The following is an 18,868-nucleotide window of genomic DNA, read 5'->3' on the forward strand; positions in this document are numbered from 1 at the left end:
GATATGACGAAGCTGGTGTGCATAGTGAGCAAAACAGGAGCGAGCCTGCTCGCGATGAGGCCCGACCGCACGACCGAAATGCCGAACCCGACGGTCAAACCGGCTGCCCCCGGTCGATCTTGCTGCTCAGGATGATCGACGTGGTCGTCTTCTCCACCCCGTCCACGCTGCCGATCTGGTCGAGCAACTGATCCAGTTGCTCCGGCGAGTCGGTGCGCAGCCACGCCACATAATCAAATTCGCCACTCACCGCACACAGCTGTTGCACCTGCGCCATGGCGCTGAGCCGGCGCAGCACCTCTTTGCCGGAGCGCGGCTGCACGGTGATGCCCACGTACGCCTGCAATCCGCCGTCCACCACCCGCTGGCCCAGGCGCACGCCATAACCGGTGATGACCTTGGCCTTTTCCAGCCGCGCCAGCCGCGACGTCACGGTGGTGCGGGCGATGCCCAATTGCCGCGCAAGCATCGCCACGCTTTCGCGGGCGTTGATTTGCAGGGCGGCGATCAGCTGGCGGTCGATTTCGTCGAGCACGGGCGGGCGGATGTCAGGCAAAGGGCGTCTCCAGGGGCGCGGACGGATGGGCTGCATGTTACAGATTCAGGCGCGAGAACGCTTACGGCCGATAATCGAACGGTTTTTTGGACTGTCTGGTTCATTTCTATTGCGACAAATTGCCATAAGTAACCGTCCGGTACATTATTCCGCCCTTGTCACAAATGGGAACAACGTCCGACATGAACGATTCTGGGGCTGCCGCCGGCAGCAAATGGCTGCTGCGCGGTCTGGGTGTGTTGATTGCCTTGATCGGGCTCGGTCTGGCCGGCGGCGGTGGCTGGCTCGTCGCCTTGGGCGGCAGCGGGTACTTTCTGCTGATGGGCCTGGCGATGCTGGTGTCCGGGGCAATGATCGCCCGTGGCCAACGGCAAGGGGCATGGCTGTACGGCGTCGCGTTGATCCTCACCGTGATCTGGGCGCTGTGGGACGCTGGCCTGGAATACTGGCCGCTGGTTTCCCGGGTGCTGACCTTCGCCGTGATCGGCTTCGTTGTGGCGCTGGTCTACCCGACGCTGGCGCGGGTCTCCGGTGCCAAGGCAGGGCGGGGCGCCCACGGGCTGGCGGGCGTGCTGGGCGTCGGCATCGCCGCGGCCCTGGCCTACATGTTTGTGCCGACCCACGTGGTCGAAGCCTCCAGCGTGCCGGCCGTCACCCCAGTCACGCCGGGCACGGAGCAGAAGGACTGGGCCCATTGGGGCAACACCACCGCCGGCAACCGCTTTGCCGCGCTGGACCAGATCAACAAGGCCAACGTCGACAAGCTCCAGGTGGCCTGGACCTTCCACACCGGCGACATCCCGCAGAGCACCGGTGCCGGCGCCGAAGACCAGAACACGCCGCTGCAGATCGGCGACACGGTCTACGCCTGCACCGCCTACGGCAAGGTCTTCGCCCTCGATGCCGACACCGGCACCCAGCGCTGGAAGTTCGACCCTCAGGGCAGCGCACCGAACTGGCAGCGATGCCGGGGATTGGGTTACTTCGAAGCGCCTTCAGACGGGTCGGCCGCTGCCCCGGCAGCCTGTGCGAAACGTCTGTTCCTGCCGACCGGCGATGCGCGCCTGATTGCGATCAACGCCGAAACCGGCGAGCCCTGCGCCGACTTCGGCGACAAAGGCACCGTCGACCTGAAAACCGACATGGGCGACGTCAAACCGGGTTACTACCAGCAGACCTCGACCCCGCTGGTGGCCGGCGACGTGGTGATCATCGGCGGCCGCGTGGCCGACAACTACTCCACGGGCGAGCCGCCGGGCGTCATCCGCGCCTACGATGTGCGCAGCGGCGAGCTGGTGTGGGCCTGGGATCCGGGCAACCCGAACATCACCAAACGCCCGCCGCCCGGTGAGACCTACACCCGCGGCACGCCGAACGTGTGGTCGGCCATGTCCTACGACGCCAAACTCGGGCTGGTCTACCTGCCGACCGGCAACGCCACACCAGACTTCTTCGGCGGCCAGCGCACCGAGTTCGACGACAAGTGGAGTTCCTCCATCGTCGCCCTCGACGTGAAGACCGGTCAGGTGCGCTGGCACTTCCAGACCACCCATCACGACCTGTGGGACTTCGACCTGCCGGCCCAGCCGCTGCTGTACGACCTGCCGGACGACCGGGGCGGCACGCAGCCGGCGCTGGCGCAGGTGACCAAGCAGGGCGAGATTTTCTTGCTCAACCGCGAGACCGGCAAACCGATCGCCCGCGTCGAGGAACGCAAGGTGCCGCAAGGCAACGTGCCCGGCGAACGCTACTCGCCGACCCAGCCGTTCTCGGTGGAGATGCCTTCCATCGGCAACCAGACCCTGACCGAATCCGACATGTGGGGCGCCACGCCGTTTGACCAACTGATGTGCCGCATCCAGTTCAAGGGCATGCGCCACGAGGGCGTCTACACCCCGCCGGGCATGGATCGCGCGCTGCAGTTCCCCGGCTCCCTCGGGGGCATGAACTGGGGCAGCGTGTCGGTGGATCCGAACTCCCATTACCTGTTCGTCAACGACATGCGCCTGGGCCTGGCCAACTACATGATCCCGCGCAACCGGATCGCCGCCGGCGCCAGCGGCATCGAGATGGGCGTGGTGCCGCAGGAAGGCACCCCGTTCGGCGCGATGCGCGAGCGCTTCCTGTCGGCGGCGGGCATTCCGTGCCAGAAGCCGCCGTTCGGCACGATGTCCGCCATCGACCTGAAGACCCGCAAACTGGTCTGGCAAGTGCCGGTCGGCACCGTGCAGGACACAGGCCCCTTGGGCATCCGCATGCACCTGCCGATCCCGATCGGCATGCCGACCCTGGGCGCCTCGCTCGCCACCCAGTCCGGCCTGCTGTTCTTCGCCGGCACCCAGGACTTCTACCTGCGCGCCTTCGACACCGGTACCGGCGACGAAATCTGGAAATCCCGCCTGCCGGTGGGCAGCCAGTCGGGGCCGATGACCTACGTGTCGCCCAAGACCGGAAGGCAGTACATCCTGCTGACGGCGGGCGGGGCCCGGCAGTCGACGGATCGGGGGGATTATGTGATTGCGTATGCGTTGCCGCGCTGAGGGCTGAGACGCAGACATGAAAAAGCCGCGCATTCGCGCGGCTTTTTGGTGTCTGGTGGGCCCACACGGACTCGAACCGTGGACCAAAGGATTATGAGTCCTCTGCTCTAACCGACTGAGCTATAGGCCCTCAGTAGGCGGCGGATTATAGCGACGGTTTGGCGGCTGTGCTATCCGAAAAATCCGATACGGCAATGCGCAGAAACGTGGCGGCGAACTCTTCGGGCGGCAGGGGCAGGCTGACGATGTAGCCCTGGATCTGTTCGCAGCCTTCGGCGGCGAGGAACTGCTCCTGGGCCTGGGACTCCACGCCTTCGGCGATCACGGTGAACTGCATGCTGCGGCCCAGGGCGATGATGGCGCGGACGATGGCTGCGTCGTGCGGGTCGTCGGGCAGGCCGCGGACGAAGGACTGGTCGATCTTGAGGATGTCCAGCGGCAGGCGCTTGAGGTAACTGAGCGAGGAATAGCCGGTGCCGAAGTCGTCGATGGCCAGTTGCACGCCCAGGCGCTTGAGCTGGTGCAGCACGGCGAGCGCCTCTTCGGCCTGGCTCATGATGAAGTTCTCGGTGATTTCCAGTTGCAACAGGTCCGGCCTGAGGCGGTTGTCCTTGAGCAGTTGCTCGATGCGGCCCAGCAGGTTCGGCTGGCGCAGCTGGGCGCCGGCGAGGTTGACCGACAGCGGGCCCAGGCTTTCGTAGATCTGGCTCCACTCGAACATCTGCCGGCAGGCGGTCTCCAGCACCCAGTCGCCGATCTGCAGGATCATGCCGTTCTCTTCGGCCAGCGGAATGAAATGCTCCGGCGGCACCTCGCCGAAGTTGGGGTGACGCCAGCGGATCAGGGCTTCGGCGCCGACCAGGCGGTGGTCGTCGAGGCTGATTTTCGGCTGGTAGTAGAGGTACAGCTCATCGCGTTCGATGGCCCGGCGCAGTTCGTGCTCCAGGGCCACGCGTTCGCTGGCCTGGGCGGTGAGGTCGCGGGTGTAGCTTTCGACGCGGTTGCGGCCCTTGGCCTTGGAGCGGTACATCGCCGCATCGGCGTTCTTGACCAGCGTGGCCACGTCGCAGCCGTCCCGTGGATAGAGGCTGGTGCCGATGCTGGCGCTGATGAAGAACTCGTGCTCGCCGGCCTGGAACGGCGCGCTGAAGCAGTGCAGCAGCTTGTTGGCGATGTAGTCGGCGTCGCTGGCCTGCTGCAGGCCGGGTAGCAGGATGATGAATTCGTCGCCGCCCAGGCGGGCGACGGTGTCGATGTCGCGCAGCTGTTCCTTCAGGCGCACGGCGATGCCCTTGAGCAGCAGGTCGCCGACCGGGTGGCCGAGGCTGTCGTTGATGTGTTTGAAGCGGTCGAGGTCCAGGAACAGCACGGCACCCTGGCCACCGTCCTCCTGCTGGCTGTTCAGCGCCATCAGCAGGCGGTTCTCGAACAGGGTGCGGTTCGGCAGGCCGGTGAGGGGGTCGTGGTGGGCTTGATAATCGAGCTTGGCCTGGGCGTGCTTGAGGCTGGAGATGTCGGCGAATACCGCGACGAAGTGGGTGATGGAGCGGTCGCGGTTGCGCACGGCGCTGATGGTTAGCCAGCTGGGGTAGAGCTCGCCGTTCTTGCGCCGGTTGGAGATTTCGCCCTGCCAGTGGCCTTCGTCGGTCAACTGGTGCCACATGGCAGCGTAGAAGGCGCTGTCGTGCAGGCCGGACGCCAGCAGGCGAGGGGTGTGGCCCAGGGCCTCGCTTTCGCTGTAGCCGGTGATCTCGGTGAAGGCACGGTTGACGGCGCTGATGTGCTGCTGGGTATCGGTGATCAGTACGCCTTCGGCGGTGCTTTCGAACACCGTGGCCGCCTGTTGCAGTTTCTCCTGCATCAGGTGCCGCTCGGTGATGTCCCGGGCGATGGTCAGCATGCAGTCGTCCTCGCCGATCGGCAGCGGTCGGCTGGAGACCTCGCAGAGGCGGATCTGCCCGTCGCTGCGGCGGATGTGGCAGCTGAAGTCGCGCACGTAGCCGTCGCGGTGCAGCAGGTCGAGCATCTGCTTGCGTTCGTTGAGGTTGACCCAGATCCCCAGATCCAGCGCCGAGCGATCCACCGACATGGCGCTGTTGTAGCCGGTGATGCGGCTGAAGCCTTCGTTGACCTCCAGCAGCAGACCGTCGCTTTGGCGCGACAGGAGCAGGCCGTCCGGCGAGGCATGGAACGCCTTGGCGAACTTTTCCTCGGAGGTCTGCAGCTGTTGCTGGGTTTCCTTGAGCTGGGAGATGTCGCGCACCACCACCACCAGGGCCGGCGTGGTGTCCAGGTCGAACGGCTCGGCGGAGATCAGGCCGGTGAACAGTTGGCCGTTGCTGCGCCGAAAGGGCATCTCCAGGTTGCGGATGCTGCCGGCCTGCAGGCGTTGCAAGAGTCCCGGGCCGACACCGGGAATCCCCCAGATGTTCAGTTCGGTGGCGGTCTGGCCGATCACGTCTTCGGCCTTCAGCCCGATCTGTTCTTCGAAGGCTTCATTGACCTCCAGCAGGCAGCCGTCGGACAGCCGGGCGATGACCAGGATGTCCGGGCACTGCTGGAACACCGAGGCGAATTTCTGCTCCGACAGCCGCAGCGCCTCTTCGGTGCGCTTGGCTTCGCTGATGTCGATCATCAGGCCGCGCATCACCGGCTCGTGGCCGTGCTCGATCAGGCTGACGATGTCGCGGACCCACAGGCAGCGGCCGTCGGCGGTGATCACCCGGTAGTCGAGGCTGTGGTCGCGCCCGGCCTCTACCTCGTGGTCGCAGAAGCTCTGGGCCCGGGTCAGATCCGCCGGGTGGATGATGTTGCGCCAGAAACCCGGGATCAGCCAGTGGGACAGCGGATAGCCCAGCAGATCCTCGGCATGGGGCGAAACGTAGCTGTAGGTGAAATCGCTGATCCGCGCTTCCCAGGCGATGGCCGACAGGCTCTCCACCAGACCGCGGTAGTGGTACTCGCTGCTGCGCAGTTCCTGCTCGAGGTCGATGCGCCGGGCGATCTCCGAACTCAGGCGGCGGTTGATGCGGATCACCACCGCCAGCACGCTGAACAGCAACAACAGGCCTGGCAGGCCGTATATCAGAAGATCCGACCAGAATGTCCGGTGATCGAGGACGTTGCCGACCCAATGCTCCTGGATGCTGCTGATCTCCTCCGGGGACATGTCGGCGAGCACCTTGTCCAGGATGGTCACCAGCATCTTGTTGTCCCGGGGGACGGCCATCGCCAACTGGTAGCGATAGGGCGTTTCGCCGCTGACGTACAGGCCGTCGAGCTTGAGTTGGCGCAGGCTCCAGACACTGGAGGCGAGGTCACCGACCACGGCGTCCACTTCGTCGGTCGCCAGGGCCTGGAGCGCTGAGCTGACGTTGGGCATGGCCACCAGGTTCAGGTCGGGATGGTGGGTGCGCAGCAATTCATGGGGCGCGTAGTTTTCCACCACGGCGATTTTCAGGCCGTACAGGTCGTCCAGCTTGCGCGGCTGCGGGCCGCCGACGTGGGCGAGGATGACGATCGGGAAGTCGAGGTAGGGGCGGGTGAACGCCAGGTAGGTCTGGCGCTCCGGGGTGGACATGATGCCCGGCAGCAGGTCCAGGCTGCCCTCCTTCGCTTGCGCCAGCACCACCGTCCAGCTCACCGGCTCGATGGGCGTGAGCTTGATCGCCAGGCGCTGGCGGATCACGTCGATGTAGTCCGCCGCCAGGCCCTGGTAGCGGTTCTGGTCGTCCCGGAACTCGAAGGGCGGCCACGAGGCGTCCACGCCCAGGCGCAAATCCGGGTGAGCCGCCAGCCAGGCACGTTCTTCGTCGGTCAGAGTCAGCGCGCCAGCCGTTGCGGTCCAGGTGATCAGCGACAGCAAAAAAAGCACGGTCGGCAGTCTGGGCATAACGGTCTCGTTATGGCACGGGGGAATGCTTCGAGTGTAGACGGGCTGCGCGGGGGGAGGGGGAGGCGGGGGATTTAATCTGCCGCAAAACAAAACCCCCGGCCTGGGCCGGGGGTTCTGGTGTCACTCGTCGAGGAAGGAGCGCAGATGCTCGCTCCGCGTCGGGTGGCGCAGCTTGCGCAGCGCCTTGGCTTCGATCTGACGGATCCGCTCGCGGGTCACGTCGAACTGCTTGCCGACCTCTTCCAGCGTGTGGTCGGTGTTCATGTCGATGCCGAAACGCATGCGCAGCACTTTGGCTTCACGGGCGGTGAGGCCGGACAGCACTTCGCGGGTCGCTTCCTTCAGGCTTTCCACGGTGGCGACATCGATCGGCGACTGCATGGTCGAGTCTTCGATGAAGTCACCCAGATGGGAGTCTTCGTCATCGCCGATCGGGGTTTCCATGGAGATCGGCTCTTTGGCGATCTTCAATACCTTGCGGATCTTGTCCTCAGGCATCTCCATGCGCTCGCCCAGCTCTTCCGGCGTCGGTTCGCGACCCATTTCCTGCAGCATCTGGCGGGAAATGCGGTTGAGCTTGTTGATCGTCTCGATCATGTGCACCGGAATACGGATGGTGCGCGCCTGGTCGGCGATCGAACGGGTGATGGCCTGACGGATCCACCAGGTCGCATAGGTCGAGAACTTGTAGCCGCGACGGTATTCGAACTTGTCCACCGCCTTCATCAGGCCGATGTTGCCTTCCTGGATCAGGTCGAGGAACTGCAGGCCGCGGTTGGTGTACTTCTTGGCGATGGAGATCACCAGACGCAGGTTCGCCTCGACCATCTCTTTCTTCGCGCGGCGGGCCTTGGCCTCGCCGATCGACATGCGACGGTTGATGTCCTTGATCTCGGCGATGGTCAGGCCGGTTTCGGTCTCCAGCGCGACCAGCTTCTGCTGGCAACGGATGATGTCCGGCTGCAGGCGGGCAATGGCTTCGGCGTACTTGCCTTTGCCTTTGGCCAGGGCGTCGGACCAGCTCTCGTCGACTTCGTTGCCCGGGAACTGGCGCAGGAAGTCGGCACGCGGCATGCGGGCGTCACGCACGCACAGCTGCATGATCGCGCGCTCTTGCTGACGCAGGCGATCCAGGGCGCTGCGGACACGCTCGACCAGGCCTTCGAATTGCTTCGGCACCAGTTTGATCGGCATGAACAGGTCGGCCAGGACCAACAGCTCGGCAATCGCCGCCTTGTTGTGGCGACCGTGCTTCTTCAGCGCCTTGCGGGTGATTTCCATCTGCTCGGCGACAGCGCCGAAACGCTGGGCGGCGATGACCGGATCCGGGCCGCTTTCGGCTTCTTCTTCGTCATCGGAAGATTCGGCCTCGTCATCGTCGTCGGACTCTTCCTCTTTCGCGGCCTTGGCGTCGAGCGGCGGCGGCACTTCGGCGGCCGGCGGCGCGGTGCCGTCGTCCGGATCGATGTAGCCGCTCAGCACGTCGGACAGGCGGCCGCCTTCGGACGTGACGCGGTCGTACTCGGAGAGGATGTGCTCGACGGTGCCGGGGAAGTGGGCGATCGCGCTCATCACTTCACGGATGCCTTCTTCGATCCGCTTGGCGATCTCGATTTCGCCTTCGCGGGTCAGAAGCTCGACCGTACCCATTTCACGCATGTACATGCGCACGGGATCCGTGGTGCGACCGATGTCGGTCTCCACCGCCGCGAGCGCGGCGGCTGCTTCTTCCGCAGCGGCCTCGTCGGTATCGGCGTCGGCCAGCATAAGGGCGTCCGCATCCGGAGCACTCTCGTGTACGGGGATCCCCATGTCGTTAATCATGCGGATGATGTCTTCCACCTGCTCCGGATCTGAAATATCCTCGGGCAGGTGGTCGTTGACCTCGGCGTAAGTCAGATATTTCTGCTCACGGCCCAGTTTGATCAACTCAATAATACGAGACTGCTGTTGCGCTTTTCCGGACATAACACCCTATCCACTGAAGGTCTTGGCGGGCAAAAAACAAGCCGAGGATTATACCTGAGCTATGACCTCACGCGCCAGTTGAGGTCGGGTTTGATGCGGGAGCATTGCGACTCAACAGGTCGCGCAGCTGGTTTTTTTCGTCGCTGCTCAGTTCGCTTTGACGGGCTTTCCTGAGCAGTTGTTCCAGATTCCGTTCGCGTTGACGGGCTGACAGACTGGAAATGGTGTCGAAAAACTGTTGTTCAAGGTTGTCTCCGTCGATCAGCCATTCCTTCTCGGCCAGCGCCCTGAGCAGGCGACCCTGTTCGGTTCCGTGCCATCGCGCGATCAACTGAATTGAGTTTAGCTTGGGATTCTTCTGTACGGCTTCGAGCAGGGCCACCAGCAATTGTGCGTTGGTCTGGCTTTCGTCCGCGAAGTGCCCGGCGTCCTCGACCTTGTCCGCCAGTTGCGGATGATGCAGCAAGGTCCGCAGGGCGGCCTGGATCGGCGGCTCGACGGCGGCAGGCACCCGAGGGGCGCGCGGCTGGTCGCGGTCACCGCCGCGCTTGCCGTTCTTGTCCCAGGGCTTCTTTTCCCATTTCTTGCCGCCGGAACCGGATTTCTTCGGCGTCCACTCCTGCTGCGGCGCGTACATGTCCGCCGCCTGCGGTTGATGGTAGTCGCTGTAGTCCGGCATCGCGCCGTAATCGATGCCGGGATCGTACGCCGGCGGCGCTTCCTGCGGTGCGCTCTGGGCCAGCTGGCTGACGGTTTCGCTGTTCAGGCCGGTGATTTCGGTCAGGCGCTGGCGCATCAGGATCCGCAGGTTGGCGCCCGGCACCTTTTCGATCAGCGGTGCCGCCAGTGTGACCATGTGCGCCTTGCCTTCGAGCGAACGCGGATCGGCCTCTTCGGTCAGTTGCTGGAAGAAGTAGTCCGCCAGCGGCTGCGCATGTTGGTTGATCCGGGCGCGGAAGGCATCGGTGCCCTCGGCGCGGATCAGCGTATCCGGGTCTTCGCCTTCGGGCAGGAACAGAAAGCGCGCGCGACGGCCGTCCTGCAGGCTCGACAGCGTGGCTTCCAGCGCCCGCCAGGCGGCGTTGCGGCCGGCCTGGTCGCCGTCGAAGCAGAACAGGACGTTGGGCACCACGCGGAACAGGCGCTTCATGTGCTCTTCGCTGGTTGCCGTGCCGAGCGTCGCGACGGCGTTGCGCAGGCCTTGCTGGGCCAGGGCGATGACATCCATGTAGCCCTCGACGACGATGATCTCGTCGAGGTTGCGGTTGTTCTTGCGGGCTTCGTACAGGCCGTAGAGTTCCTGGCCCTTATGGAACACCGGGGTCTCCGGCGAGTTCAGGTACTTGGGCTTGTCGTCCCCCAGCACCCGGCCGCCGAACGCGATGATCCGGCCGCGGGTGTCGCGGATCGGGAACATCACCCGGTCGCGGAAGCGGTCGTAGCGCTTGCCGGTCTCGGCGTTCTCGATCAGCAGCCCGGCATCGATCATGGCCTTTTGCTGCAGGGTGTCGCTGCTCAAGTGCTTGAACAGGTTGTCCCAGCCCGGCGGGGCGAACCCCAAGCCGAAGTCCCGGGCGATCTCGCCGGTCAGGCCGCGGCCCTTGAGGTAGTCCACGGCGGCCTTGCGCGCCGGGTGGCTCTTGAGCGCCTGGCGGTAGAAATCGGCGGCCGCGGTGAGCAGCGGGTACAGCGGCGAATCGGTCGGCTGGCGCGGCTTGTGCGAGCGGCTGCCTTCCTCCCGCGGGACTTCCATGCCGGCGGCCTTGGCCAGGTCCTCGACCGCCTGGGGGAAGTCCAGGTTGTCGTGGTCCATGAGGAAGCCGAGGGCGTTGCCGCCCGCGCCGCAGCCGAAGCAGTAGTAGAACTGCTTGTCGGGGCTGACGCTGAACGACGGGGTCTTTTCCTTGTGGAACGGGCAGCACGCGGTGAAGTTCTTGCCGGCCTTCTTCAATTGCACGCGCGAACTGACCACGTCGACGATGTCGGTGCGGTTCAGAAGGTCGTCAATGAAGCTCTGGGGGATCAACCCGGCCATGGCGTTCTCGTCGTCTGCGCTCAAAGGATCCGATGCGATGGGCGCAAAGGACGTGGCTCATCCGGCGGGGCGCGTGCTTTCGGCGGCTCGACCGGTGTCGTCTGCGTGATCGCTGTCGGGAAGTGTATCTGCCGAAATTCCCTTGGCGTTAGCAGCCATCGGATTTCGACCGTTTGAAAGTGTTGCGCTGAATCCGCTGACGGCCGGATTGCGGCCTCGGATAGCTCATGAAGCAGGCAGGTGCCTTGGGCTGATCGTCGTGAGAGGAATCAGTGGGTGTGCTCGTCGGCAGCCTCGAAAGGCCCGTCAGAAAAGACGTGCACCGCTGGCAAAGAAGCCAGGCCTGACGCGGTGAAGCGGATTTGTCTCGGTCGCATGTGCGGCTTCGACGGTGAAGCATCAAGCGTTTTCCGCAAATGCCATAAGCCCGGCGGAAGGCCGGGCTTGGCAGAAGCTTGCTACGAACGTCTGTGTATCAGTACAGACGAACGGCGCGGCGCTGTTCGCGCTGAACTTTCTTGGCGTGACGCTTAACAGCGGCTGCTGCCTTGCGCTTACGCTCGGAAGTTGGCTTCTCGTAAAATTCGCGGCTACGAACCTCAGCCAGTACACCGGCTTTTTCGCAGGAGCGCTTGAAACGACGCAGAGCTACGTCGAAGGGTTCATTCTCTTTAACTTTGACGGCTGGCATCCAGAGCTACCTTCATTCATTACCGGGGTCAACATCCTCGCGGCAAAAGAGCACTTGAAGACGTCGGTTTTTAAGGGTTGCGGATGTTAACCCCTCAACGCTCGGAATGCAAAGCCTCTGATCGAAAACCGCTGGTCGGGGCATCACGCGGCGACTATCATGCGCGCCTTCGAATTTAGCCTAAACAAGGCCAGAACCCATGCTAGTACTGGGATTGGAAACGTCCTGCGACGAAACCGGCGTCGCGCTCTACGACAGTGAACGCGGCCTTCTGGCGGACGCGCTGTTCAGTCAGATCGACCTGCACCGCGTCTACGGCGGCGTGGTGCCGGAGCTGGCCTCCCGCGATCACGTCAAGCGCATGCTGCCGCTTATCCGGCAGGTGCTGGCGGAGGCCGACTGCGTGCCGACCGAGATCGACGCGATCGCCTACACCGCAGGCCCAGGCCTGGTCGGGGCCCTGCTGGTGGGCGCCTCCTGCGCCCAGGCGCTGGCGTTCGCCTGGGGCATTCCGGCGCTGGGCGTGCACCACATGGAAGGCCATCTGCTGGCGCCGATGCTCGAGGCGCAACCGCCGGAGTTTCCGTTCGTCGCTTTGTTGGTCTCCGGTGGCCATACGCAGTTGGTCCGGGTCGATGGCATCGGCCAATACGCCTTGCTTGGCGAAACCCTCGACGATGCCGCCGGCGAAGCCTTCGACAAGACCGCCAAGATGATGGGCCTGAACTATCCAGGCGGGCCCGAGATCGCCAAGGCCGCCGAGCGGGGCGTCGCCGGCCGGTTCACCTTCCCGCGTCCGATGTGCGACCGTCCGGGTCTGGACTTCAGCTTCAGCGGCCTGAAGACATTCGCCCTCAACACCTGGCAGCAGAGCGTCAGCGCCGGGGACGACGGCGAGCAAGCCCGTTGCGACATCGCGCTGGCGTTCCAGCAGGCCGTGGTGGAGACTTTGACCATCAAGTGCAAGCGTGCCCTCAAGCAGGCCGGCATGAAGCGCCTGGTGATCGCCGGCGGCGTCAGCGCCAACCGGGCGTTGCGTGCGTCGCTGGAGAAAATGCTCGGCGACATGAAGGGCAGCGTTTTCTATGCCCGTCCGCAGTTCTGCACCGACAACGGCGCGATGATCGCGTTCGCCGGTTGCCAGCGGCTGCAGGCCGGCCAGCAGGAAAGCCTGGCGATCACCGTGCAGGCGCGCTGGCCGATGGAGCAGTTGTCCGCGTTGGGATGAGCGTCGTTCAAGGGCGGCATTCAAAAATGCCGTTCGCGCCCGGCGAACAGGTCGCGTAGATTGCCCCGGTGCCGCCAGACGATCAGCAGCGTGAGCGTGCTCATCGGCAGCAGGGCGGCCGGTTCCTGCCAGGCCAGCAGCGGCAGGGTGAGGGGGGTGGCGATGAGGGCCGCGAGCGAGCTGGTGCGGGTCAGGTAGAACGTCAGCAGCCAGGCGGCTATGGCCAGCAGTGCGGCGGGCGGATACAGCCCCAGCAGCATGCCGGCCGCCGTGGCGACGCCTTTGCCGCCGCGGAAACGGAAATACAGCGGGAACAGGTGACCGATCACGGCGCAGACGCCGATCCAGGCCTGGTCCTGCGGCGACAGGCCTGCCGCCGAGGCGATCAGCACCGGCAGCAGGCCTTTGCACAGATCGCCGAGCAAGGTCAGGACCGCCAGTTTGCGGCCGGCCAGGCGCAGCATGTTGGTGGCGCCGGCATTGCCCGAGCCGCTCATTCGCGGATCCGGGTTTCCGGTCAGGCGGCTGAGCAAGATGGCGAAGGACAGCGAGCCGAGCAGGTAGGCGAAAACCGCCAGTGACCAAAACATGCTAACTATTCCGGGCGAGGACGCCCTGATTCTAACGGCGCAACGCGCCCTTGTCGTGCAACGGAGAAAAGTGCTTGGACAGAGTGTTTATCGAGGGCCTGGAAGTCGACACCGTGATCGGTGCCTACGACTGGGAGCGCGGCATCCGACAGTGCCTGCGCCTTGATCTGAGCTTCGCCTGGGACAATCGTCCGGCCGCCGCCGGCGACGACCTGACCCTGGCGCTCGACTACGCCAGCGTCTCCACGCGGATCCAGGCCTTCGCCGAGCAGGCGCAGTTCCAGTTGGTCGAGACCTTCGCCGAACGGCTGGTCGAGACGCTGATGGACGAATTCAAGATCACCTGGGTGCGCCTGAAGCTGACCAAGCCGGGCGCCGTGCCGGCCGCCAAGGGCGGCGTGGGTGTGGAGATCGAGCGCGGATGTCGCTGACTCAGGTCTACCTCGGCCTCGGTAGCAATATCGAGCGTGAAACCCATTTGCGCGCCGGGCTCGAGGCCCTGGCCGCGTTCCTGGTGGATATCCGCTGTTCGGCGGTGTTCGAGAGCCAGCCGGTGGGCATCAAGAGCGGTCCGTTCTTCAATTTCGTGGTGTCGGCGTTCACCGACCTGCCCCTGATGGAGCTGGATCGCCGCTTGAAGTTCATCGAGGCGGACAACGGCCGTTACGCGCCGGACCGCAAGGGCCTGCCGCTGGACATCGACGTGCTGCTGTACGGCGACCTGACGGGCAATTTCGACGGGCTGGTCCTGCCGCGGGCGGAGATCCTGAAAAACGCCTTCGTGCTGTGGCCGCTGTCGCTGATTGCGCCGGAGCGGGTGCATCCGGGCGTGGGAAAAAGCTTTGCTGCGCTGTGGGCAGAGGCGCAGATCGATCAGGAACTGGCACCGGTGGCCTTTGAGTGGCGGGGCGAGCCGTTGACCCCCGAGGATCTGTTGTCGGCCTGAGCGGTGTCTTCACTGACGCCCTCTTCAGCAGGCTGGCTCCCTCACTTTTGGGGGAGCACAGAATCCGTGAGCGCCGCCGTTCCCTGCGGGAGCGGCGGCGCGACGATTCGGACTGCCCGTTTCAGGAGGCCGCCGCCTCCTTGTACGCCTTCAACGCCTTGAGCCGTTCGCGCTTGAGCGCCTCGCCCAGTTCCGGGCCTTTGAAACCTTTCTCCAGCAACGGCTGTACCGCCACGCTGCGCGCCACCGTCGCGGCGCCGCGCAAGTAATCCGCCTGTGGATAACTGCGCTGTTCCAGGCCTTTTCGCCCGCGGGCGTCCATCTCGCAAGCGGCAATGAACTCCTCGAAACGCTGCGGCCGGCGGTAGACGTCGAAGCTCTGCAGCAACTCCAGCAGCGTCGTGGCTTTCAGCTCAAGGGCGCGGTGCCCGTGGGTGTGGTACTGGCCGACCAGCAGTGCCAGTTCCTGGCACTCCTTCGGAGCCTTGAAGCGTTCGTTGACCGCTTTGATCAACTTCAGCCCTGTGTGCTCGTGGGCGATATGCCTCGGCCATTCCTCTTGCGGCGTCAGGCCTTTGCCCAGGTCGTGCAGCAGGCAGGCCCAGCGCACGGTCAGCGGTTGCCTGTGCAGCGCCGATTGCTCCAGCACGCTCAAGGTGTGGATGCCGCTGTCGATTTCCGGGTGATGGGCTTCCGGCTGCGGCACGCCGAAGAGCGCATCCACTTCCGGCATCAGCACCTTGAGCGCGCCGCAGTCGCGCAGCACCTGAATGAACACCTGCGGCTGCTCTTCCATCAGGGCGCGGGAAATCTCCTTCCAGCTGCGTTCGGCGGTCAGGGCTTCCAGCTCCCCCGATTCGCTGAGGGTGCGCATCAGTTCAAGGGTCTCGGGCGCGACGGTGAACCCCAGTGCCGCATAACGGGCGGCGAAACGCGCCACCCGCAGCACCCGCAGCGGATCTTCGGCGAACGCCGGGGAAACGTGACGGAGTATGCGGTCTTCAAGGTCGCGCTGGCCGTTGTAGGGGTCGGTCAGGTTCTGACCGTCGTCCTCAGCCATGGCGTTGATGGTCAGGTCGCGGCGGATCAGGTCTTCCTCAAGCGTGACCTCGGGGCTGGCGTGGAAGGTGAACCCGCCATAACCGCGGCCGCTCTTGCGCTCGGTGCGGGCAAGGGCGTACTCCTCGCCGGTCTTGGGGTGAAGGAACACCGGGAAGTCCGCGCCGACCGGGCGAAAGCCCTGGGCGAGCATCTCTTCGGTGGTCGCGCCGACCACCACCCAGTCGATGTCGGTGACCGGTTTGCCCAGCAGGCGATCGCGCACGGCGCCGCCGACCTTGTAAATCTGCATAAAAAACCTCCGTTGGCCCGACAGGATAACCCTTGCGCCGGACTTTCGGAGGCTGGAACGGGATCAAAGATGAATGACGGCCAAGTCGAGCCGACCGTAGTCCCCTTCGCTGTGCTCGTTTCGCGGCGGCACATGGTGGGTCTTCATCACCTGGTCGCCCTGCAGGGTCTCCAGGTGGATGTCGAAGCCCCACAGCCGGTGCAGGTGCTTGAGCACTTCTTCCGTGGAATCGCCCAAGGGCTTGCGGTCATGCTGCTGGTGGCGCAGGGTCAGCGAGCGGTCGCCGCGGCGGTCGATGCTGTAGATCTGCACGTTCGGCTCGCGGTTGCCGAGGTTGTACTGCGCCGCCAGGGTCTCGCGGATGATCCGGTAGCCGCCCTCGTCATGGATGGCCGGCACCAGCAGGTCGTCCCGCTGGTCGTCGTCGAGGATGCTGAACAGTTTGAGGTCGCGGATCACCTTGGGCGACAGGTACTGCAGGATGAAGCTCTCGTCCTTGAAGCTGCTCATGGCGAACTTGATGGTCGACAGCCAGTCGGAGCCGGCGATCTCCGGGAACCAGCGGCGGTCTTCCTCGGTGGGCTCCTCGCACATGCGCCGGATGTCCCGGTACATCGCAAAGCCCAGGGCGTAAGGGTTGATGCCGCTGTAGTAGGGGCTGTCGAACCCGGGCTGGAACACCACGCTGGTGTGGGACGTCAGGAACTCCATCATGAAGCCGTCGGTGACCAGGCCTTCGTCGTACAGGTCGTTCATCAGCGTGTAGTGCCAGAAGGTCGCCCAACCTTCGTTCATCACCTGGGTCTGGCGCTGCGGGTAGAAGTACTGGGCGATCTTGCGCACGATGCGCACGATTTCCCGTTGCCACGGCTCCAGCAGCGGCGCGTGCTTCTCGATGAAGTACAGGATGTTCTCCTGCGGCTCGGCGGGGAACCGGGCGTTGTCCTTGTCGCTGAGCTTGTCGGTGCCCTTGGGGATGGTGCGCCACAGGTCGTTGATCTGCTTTTGCAGGTGCTCTTCGCGGTCCTTCTGTCGCCGCCGTTCTTCCTCGGCGGAAATCGGATACGGCCGTTTGTAGCGGTCCACGCCGTAGTTCATCAGGGCATGGCAGGAATCGAGCAGATCCTCCACCGCATCGATGCCGTGGCGCTCCTCGCACTGCATGATGTACTGCTTGGCGAACACCAGGTAATCGATGATCGAGCTGGCGTCGGTCCAGGTGCGGAACAGGTAGTTGCCCTTGAAGAAGCTGTTGTGGCCGTAGCAGGCGTGGGCCACCACCAAGGCCTGCATGCAGATGGTGTTCTCTTCCATCAGGTAGGCGATGCACGGATCCGAGTTGATCACGATCTCGTAGGCCAGGCCCATCTGCCCGCGGCTGTAGGATTTTTCGGTGCTGAGGAAGTGCTTGCCGTAGGACCAGTGGTGATAGCCCAGCGGCATGCCGACCGACGCGTAGGCGTCCATCATCTGCTCGGCGGTGATCACCTCGATCTGGTTGGGGTAGGTGTCCAGCGCATAGCGGGCCGCGATGCGGGCGATTTCGCGGTCATAGGCCTGGATCAGCTCGAACGTCCATTCGGAGCCGGTGGAGATGGGTTGGCGCTTCTGCTCTTTGGCGGTCATGTCACTAACCTGCGCTGGAAGAGTTCACGGAAGACCGGATAGATATCCCCGGCCGAGACCAGTTGCTGCTGGGCAAACGTGTCGGAAAAGGCTTCGGCGATGCGTTCGTACTCGTACCAGAGGGCCTGGTGCTCGCGGGGGGTGATCTCCACATAAGTGTAGTACTGCACGAACGGCATGATCTGGTTGATCAGGATGTCGCGGCAGATGGGCGAATCGTCGTTCCAGTTGTCGCCGTCGGAGGCCTGGGCGGCGTAGATGTTCCACTCGTTGCTCGGATAGCGCTCGGCCATGATTTCCTGCATCAGCTTCAGGGCGCTGGAGACGATGGTGCCGCCGGTTTCCCGCGAATAGAAGAACTCTTCCTCGTCCACTTCCCGGGCGCTGGTGTGATGGCGGATGAACACCACGTCGATCTTGTCGTAGTTCCGCTTGAGGAACAGGTACAGCAGGATGAAGAAGCGCTTGGCGATGTCCTTGGTCGCCTGGGTCATGGAGCCGGACACGTCCATCAGGCAGAACATGACCGCCTTGGAGCTGGGGTTGGGCTGCTTGATCAGCAGGTTGTACTTGAGGTCGAACGTGTCGAGGAACGGCACCCGATGGATGCGGGCGCTGAGTTTCTCGATTTCCGCTTCCAGATCCTGGATATCGCCGAAGTTGTCCGGCTCTTCGCGTTTCAGCCGGGCCAGTTCTTCCTTCACCTCGCGCAGTTTCGCCCGGCTGCTGCCGGACAGCGCGATGCGCCGGGCATGGGCCGAGCGCAGGGTGCGGATGATGTTGATGCGCGAGGGGTTGCCCTCGTTGCTGATGCCGGCGCGCACGGTCTTGAAGGTGTCGGTGCCGGTCAGGTTGCGTTTGACCAGGTTCGGCAGTTCGAGGTCCTCGAACATGAATTCGAGGAATTCCTCCTGGGTGATCTGGAAGACGAACTCGTCCATGCCTTCGCCGGAGTTGCCGGCCTTGCCGGGCCCCCGGCCTCCGCCGCCTCCCGGCGGGCGGGCGATGTGTTCGCCGGCGGTGAACTCCTTGTTGCCGGGGTGCACGACGGTCTGCTTGCCCCCGCGGCCGTGGTGAAGCACCGGTTCGTCGATGTCGCGACCGGGGATGCTGATCTGCTCGCCGTGCTCCATGTCGGTAATGGAACGCCGGCTGACGGCTTCTTCGACAGCCTTCTTGATGTGGTCACGGTAGCGCCGCAGGAAGCGCTGGCGGTTCACCGTGCTCTTGTTCTTGCCATTGAGGCGTCGGTCGATCACATAGCTCATGACTGCTCCTTAGAAGCTGTCCTGCAAAGGGCCGAGCGCTCATGCAGCATTGAACCGAATGCCAAGGGACGTACACGCTCCCCCAAGCGCTTTGGGTGCTGCCTGAACCCCGCTACCGCCTTTGGAACACCTTCCTGAGGCCTGTGTAACAGAAAATGCGCACACAGGCCCCGG

13 protein-coding genes and 1 tRNA gene are annotated in these 18,868 nt (G+C 64.3%); 4 read left to right on the forward strand and 10 right to left on the reverse strand.

The window, feature by feature from the left end:
• Positions 1-94 precede the first annotated feature (94 nt).
• On the reverse strand, positions 95-556 hold the full coding sequence (locus CAG29_RS03295; protein WP_046029956.1) for an Lrp/AsnC family transcriptional regulator: 462 nt from the start codon (positions 554-556) through the stop codon (positions 95-97).
• 182 nt (positions 557-738) lie between these two features.
• Here CAG29_RS03295 and CAG29_RS03300 point away from each other — a divergent pair, with 182 nt between their 5' ends.
• Positions 739-3,096, forward strand: a complete 2,358-nt coding sequence (locus tag CAG29_RS03300) for a glucose/quinate/shikimate family membrane-bound PQQ-dependent dehydrogenase (protein ID WP_085693861.1) — start codon at positions 739-741, stop codon at positions 3,094-3,096.
• A gap of 53 nt (positions 3,097-3,149) precedes the next feature.
• Here CAG29_RS03300 and CAG29_RS03305 read toward each other — a convergent pair.
• From CAG29_RS03305 to rpsU, 5 genes are all read right to left on the reverse strand, one after another.
• A tRNA-Ile gene (locus CAG29_RS03305) sits at positions 3,150-3,226 on the reverse strand.
• A gap of 15 nt (positions 3,227-3,241) precedes the next feature.
• Positions 3,242-6,988 carry a bifunctional diguanylate cyclase/phosphodiesterase gene (locus tag CAG29_RS03310; protein WP_085586294.1) on the reverse strand — a complete coding sequence of 1,249 codons (3,747 nt, stop codon included), beginning with the start codon at positions 6,986-6,988 and terminating at the stop codon, positions 3,242-3,244.
• 123 nt (positions 6,989-7,111) lie between these two features.
• A complete protein-coding gene (gene rpoD, locus CAG29_RS03315; RefSeq protein ID WP_085586292.1) occupies positions 7,112-8,959 on the reverse strand; it encodes an RNA polymerase sigma factor RpoD in 1,848 nt (615 codons plus the stop codon).
• 67 nt (positions 8,960-9,026) lie between these two features.
• Positions 9,027-10,994 (reverse strand): DNA primase, encoded by a 1,968-nt coding sequence (gene dnaG / locus CAG29_RS03325; protein WP_085637143.1) that lies wholly within the window; start codon positions 10,992-10,994, stop codon positions 9,027-9,029.
• A gap of 475 nt (positions 10,995-11,469) precedes the next feature.
• A complete protein-coding gene (rpsU, locus tag CAG29_RS03330; protein WP_002551877.1) occupies positions 11,470-11,685 on the reverse strand; it encodes a 30S ribosomal protein S21 in 216 nt (71 codons plus the stop codon).
• 199 nt (positions 11,686-11,884) lie between these two features.
• Between rpsU and tsaD the strand changes: the two genes are divergently transcribed.
• Positions 11,885-12,913 (forward strand): tRNA (adenosine(37)-N6)-threonylcarbamoyltransferase complex transferase subunit TsaD, encoded by a 1,029-nt coding sequence (gene tsaD / locus CAG29_RS03335; protein ID WP_085586288.1) that lies wholly within the window; start codon positions 11,885-11,887, stop codon positions 12,911-12,913.
• Between the two features lie 20 nt (positions 12,914-12,933).
• Here tsaD and plsY read toward each other — a convergent pair whose 3' ends face one another.
• Entirely contained in the window at positions 12,934-13,503 is a 570-nt protein-coding gene (gene plsY, locus CAG29_RS03340) for a glycerol-3-phosphate 1-O-acyltransferase PlsY (RefSeq protein ID WP_085586286.1), read from the reverse strand.
• A 74-nt stretch (positions 13,504-13,577) separates the two neighbouring features.
• Between plsY and folB the strand changes: the two genes are divergently transcribed.
• Both folB and folK read left to right on the forward strand, forming a co-directional pair.
• Positions 13,578-13,934, forward strand: a complete 357-nt coding sequence (gene folB / locus CAG29_RS03345) for a dihydroneopterin aldolase (RefSeq protein ID WP_085586284.1) — start codon at positions 13,578-13,580, stop codon at positions 13,932-13,934.
• Positions 13,925-14,449: a 2-amino-4-hydroxy-6-hydroxymethyldihydropteridine diphosphokinase gene (folK, locus tag CAG29_RS03350; RefSeq protein ID WP_085586282.1), complete on the forward strand. Its 525-nt coding sequence runs from the start codon at positions 13,925-13,927 to the stop codon at positions 14,447-14,449. Before folB ends, folK begins: the two co-directional genes overlap by 10 nt.
• A 121-nt stretch (positions 14,450-14,570) precedes the next feature.
• Here folK and CAG29_RS03355 read toward each other — a convergent pair whose 3' ends face one another.
• The 3 genes from CAG29_RS03355 to CAG29_RS03365 all read right to left on the reverse strand — a co-directional run bounded on the left by CAG29_RS03355 (position 14,571) and on the right by CAG29_RS03365 (position 18,694).
• Complete coding sequence (locus CAG29_RS03355) at positions 14,571-15,800, reverse strand: multifunctional CCA addition/repair protein (RefSeq protein WP_085693862.1); 1,230 nt, start codon at positions 15,798-15,800, stop codon at positions 14,571-14,573.
• 63 nt (positions 15,801-15,863) lie between these two features.
• Positions 15,864-17,426: a SpoVR family protein gene (locus CAG29_RS03360; protein ID WP_085586278.1), complete on the reverse strand. Its 1,563-nt coding sequence runs from the start codon at positions 17,424-17,426 to the stop codon at positions 15,864-15,866.
• A complete protein-coding gene (locus CAG29_RS03365) occupies positions 17,423-18,694 on the reverse strand; it encodes a YeaH/YhbH family protein (protein WP_007959907.1) in 1,272 nt (423 codons plus the stop codon). The genes CAG29_RS03360 and CAG29_RS03365 overlap by 4 nt, the downstream gene beginning before the upstream one ends.
• Between the last annotated feature and the right edge of the window lie 174 nt (positions 18,695-18,868).

The organism is Pseudomonas sp. B7(2017), from assembly GCF_002112745.1.
Lineage (GTDB): Bacteria > Pseudomonadota > Gammaproteobacteria > Pseudomonadales > Pseudomonadaceae > Aquipseudomonas > Aquipseudomonas ekonensis.